Genomic DNA, 4016 nt, shown 5'->3' on the forward strand with positions numbered 1-4016 from the left:
TCCTCGGCCTGATACTTACCACCGCCGTACTGCACTTCACGCCACACGACGTCTGGGCGCATCTACTGGTGATGGGCCTGCTGTGCATGATCTTTCGCTATTTGGCCACGGCACACTATGGCGTTGCGGTGGCCGCCCTGACCGGCACGGTAGTGATCATGCTTTCGTTCGAAGGCGTCAACTCCGCCGATGCGGTGCTGGACCGCGTCCTCAATACCGTGCTGGGCAGCGGCATGGCGCTGCTTGCGTACGTGTTATGGCCCAGTTGGGAACGCGGCCGGGTGCGCTTGTCGCTGGCCGAAATGGTGCAGGCCTACGCCAATTATCTGCGCGCTCTGGCTCGCTTCGACCAGCGCGATGCGCACCGCGAAATGCGCACTGCAGCACGCACCGCGCGCAGCAACGCACAGGCTTCGCTCGATCGCATGCGCGTGGAGCCGGCGACACCGCGACATCTGCGCGAGCTGGCCGACGCCTTGTTCGCCAACGGCAATCGCCTTGCACGCACCTGCATGACGCTCGAAGCGGTGATCGACAACCACTCCGCGCTGCCCGAACAAGCTGAAGTGTGCGCCTTCGTCGAGCGTGCTGCCGAAGTGGTGAGCAGCGTCGCCGTCGCGCTACGAGAGGACCGGCCACAGGCACCTCAAGCCGATTTGCGCACGCTGCAACGCAGCCTGGCGACCTTGCTCACCATGGCCGAAGACCGCGCGACCGCCGAATCGCTCGCGCGCATCAGCGATCGCCTGGTGGACAACGTCAATACCCTGGCACACGTCGCCGGCCGTACCCACGACGCAACCGCCCAACAGGCGCGCAGCCCCGCCACTGGCTAGCCAGCAACATACGCTGCGGCGGGGCAGCATGCCCGGCGATGGCGGAGCCTCTACACTCTCGTCATGCTGAAAATCGATACTCATGCCCATATCCTCCCGCGCGACTGGCCCAATCTGGCGGCCAAGTACGGCGACGAGCGGTTCCCGGTGATGATGCACGATGACGGCCGGCACCGGATTTACAAAGACGGCCGGTTCTTCCGCGAAGTCTGGGAGTCGGCCTTCGACCCGCAGCACCGCATCGACGATTACCGGCGCTTCGGCGTGGATGTACAGGTCGCTTCCACCGTACCGGTGCTGTTCTCTTATTGGGCACCCGGCTACCAGGCGCTGGAGCTGCACCGACACTTGAACGATCACACCGCAGGCCTGTGTCGTGACTACCCACGCCACTACGCCGGCATCGGGACGGTACCGCTGCAATCGCCGGACCTGGCGATCCGCGAACTCGAACGCTGTATCGACGAGCTCGGCCTGCAAGGCGTACAGATCGGCTCGCACTGCAACGACTGGAATCTGGACGCTCCGGAACTGTTCCCGTTCTTCGAAGCGGCAGCCGACCTGGGCGCGGCCGTACTGGTGCATCCCTGGGACATGATGGGGAGCCCGAGCATGCCCAAATACTGGCTGCCCTGGCTGGTCGGTATGCCCGCCGAGCAGTCGCGTGCCGCCTGCTGCCTGGTATTCGGCGGCGTGCTCGAACGCCTGCCGCGGCTACGGGTGATGCTGGCTCATGGCGGCGGAAGTTTCCCCTGGACCATCGGCCGGATCGAGCACGGCTTCCGTATGCGCCCCGATCTGGTTGCTACCGACAACCCGCGCAATCCACGCGATTATCTCAAGCGGCTGTATTTCGATTCCTGCGTGCACGACCCGCAAGCCCTGCGTTACCTGCTGGATGTGACCGGGGTCGAGCGCGTCATGCTCGGCACCGATTATCCTTTCCCGTTGGGCGAACAGCGTCCGGGCAGCGGCATCGATGCCCTGGCGCTGGACGACAGCCAGCGCGCGCGGCTGTTTCATGGCACCGCGCTGGAATGGCTTGGGCTACCGTTGCAGCGTTTTCAAACTTTCTCTTAAAGGGATCTACCGAGCATGGGCTTCTTGCGTAATGCCATTGCCTCCGGCGCACTGCTGCTTGCTGGCGGCGCGTTACACGCTACCGACGTCGCCATGGCTGGCGGCAGCATCCATTTCAGCACGCCCGACAGCTGGGTCGGCATCATGGAAACCCAGGGCGACCCCGAAGTGCGCGTCTTCCAGGTGCCCGACCCGTCGCCTACGGCCAACAATACGCTGGCTCGGGTCACCGTGACGGTCAAGGACGTGGCCGACCTCCCCGGATTCCAACAATACGTCAATGCAGCCACCGACAAAGCCAAGGCCTTGAGTGGCTACAAGGCCATCACCAGCACCACCAATACGCGTGGCCCAAGTACGTTCGAATACACCGCGCAGGAGAACGGCGTGCAGTTCGCTTACATGGAGCGTTACTGGATGAAGGGCAACCATGCCGTGCAATTGCGCTGCGTTCGTCCCGCGCAGAGTCAGGCGGGCGCTGGCTGGCGTGCCGACTTCGACAAAGGCTGCGCGGCGGTGTCCGACCGCCTGCAACAGTGATTCATTCCACGGCCGTTTCGTTCGCCGGAACAGAGAGACCGCATGTCCACGAGCTACGAAGCTACCCGCGCCTGGGCGCAAGCTGCCGACCGAGCCGATCCGCTGCGCGCGTTTCGCGACGAGTTCCTGATTCCGCCGCACGGCCACGGACAAACTCATTATTTCTGCGGCAACTCGCTCGGCCTGCAGCCGCGCGCCGTACGTGAAGCGATCGGCGAGGAGCTCAGCGACTGGGCCGAACTTGCCGTCGAGGGGCATTTTCGCGGAAAGCGTCCATGGATGGATTATCACGAGTTCGTTCGTGACGACCTGGCGGCTGTCGTAGGCGCCAAACCGGTCGAAGTCGTGGCAATGAATACGCTGGGCGTGAATCTGCACCTGATGATGGTGAGCTTCTACCAACCCACTCCGGAGCGGCATGCCATCCTGATCGAAGCCGGTGCATTCCCGACCGATCGTTATGCGGTCGAATCGCAAGTACGCTACCACGGCTTCAGTCCGGCACTTTCCTTGATCGAGCTGGAGGGCGACGAGCCCAACGGCGGCATCTCGATGGCTGCGTTCGAACGTACGCTTGCCGAACATGGCGAGCGCATCGCATTGGTCATGCTGCCGGGTGTGCAATATCGTACCGGTCAGGTTTTCGACCTCAAGGCCATGACCGCGCTTGCGCACAAGCATGGCTGCATGGTCGGCTTCGATCTTGCGCATGCCGTGGGCAATTTGCCCTTGCAATTGCACGATAGCGGCGCGGACTTCGCGGTCTGGTGCAGCTACAAATATCTCAATGCCGGCCCCGGTGCGATCGGCGGCGCGTTCGTGCACGAGCGGCATGCCCACACCACGCTGCCGCGCTTCGCCGGCTGGTGGGGGCATGACAAGCACTCGCGCTTCAAGATGGGCCCGGAGTTCGTGCCCACGCCGGGTGCCGATGGCTGGCAACTATCCAATCCACCGATCATGGCGCTGGTGCCGCTGCGCATTTCGCTGGAGATCTTTCGTCGGGCGGGGATGGAGCGTTTGCGCGAAAAATCGATCGAGTTGACCGGTTACCTGGAGTGGCTGGTCGATACGCAGCTTGGCGATGTGCTGGAGGTTGTCACGCCGCGCGAACCCGAGCGGCGCGGGGCACAGCTGTCGATTCGGGTTCAGGCCGGGCGCACGAAGGGGCGCGAGCTATTTGAATACCTGGAGCGGCATGGGGTCATTGGCGACTGGCGCGAGCCCGACGTGATTCGCATTTCGCCGGCACCGTTGTACAACCGGTTTGAAGAATGCGTGGCATTTGCTGAAGCGGTGCAGGCGTGGGCCAAGGGGTGAGTCGGGGTATGCGTTTCTCAGCGTGGCGCCAAGTGCTGCCGCGGCTGGAGGCCATCGGATCCCGTTCGATAGCGTTTCGGATTGTCGCGACTGAAGGGAACCTCTAAAAACTGGCTCTTCTGTGGGAGCGACTTTCGTCGCGACGATCGTGCCTTATCGCAAGTCCTTGTCGCGACTGAAGTCGCTCCCACAACGATAGGATCCGTTTTCGCTGTGTCCAAGTCATTGACAGGTTTTTAG

The 4016-nt window shown here is 63.0% G+C and carries 4 protein-coding genes; all 4 read left to right on the forward strand.

The window, feature by feature from the left end:
* On the forward strand, positions 1–836 hold an 836-nt coding region (locus VIM98_RS16725), incomplete at its 5' end, for an FUSC family protein (protein ID WP_331994250.1).
* A 63-nt stretch (positions 837–899) separates the two neighbouring features.
* Positions 900–1916, forward strand: coding sequence for an amidohydrolase family protein (locus VIM98_RS16730; protein ID WP_331994251.1), 1017 nt, complete (start codon positions 900–902; stop codon positions 1914–1916).
* Positions 1917–1931: 15 nt separating this feature from the next.
* Positions 1932–2456, forward strand: coding sequence for a hypothetical protein (locus tag VIM98_RS16735; protein ID WP_331994252.1), 525 nt, complete (start codon positions 1932–1934; stop codon positions 2454–2456).
* A gap of 42 nt (positions 2457–2498) precedes the next feature.
* Positions 2499–3776 (forward strand): kynureninase, encoded by a 1278-nt coding sequence (kynU, locus tag VIM98_RS16740; protein WP_331994253.1) that lies wholly within the window; start codon positions 2499–2501, stop codon positions 3774–3776.
* The last annotated feature ends 240 nt before the right edge of the window (positions 3777–4016 follow it).

The organism is Dyella sp. (genome assembly GCF_036568765.1).
Taxonomy (GTDB): Bacteria; Pseudomonadota; Gammaproteobacteria; order Xanthomonadales; family Rhodanobacteraceae; genus GSA-30.

Excerpts from the sequence above, each read along its gene's own strand:
- VIM98_RS16730 (WP_331994251.1), top strand. The coding sequence starts at position 900 with ATGCTGAAAATCGATACTCATGCCCATATCCTCCCGCGCGACTGGCCC.
- VIM98_RS16735 (WP_331994252.1), top strand. The coding sequence starts at position 1,932 with ATGGGCTTCTTGCGTAATGCCATTGCCTCCGGCGCACTGCTGCTTGCT.
- kynU (WP_331994253.1), top strand. The coding sequence starts at position 2,499 with ATGTCCACGAGCTACGAAGCTACCCGCGCCTGGGCGCAAGCTGCCGAC.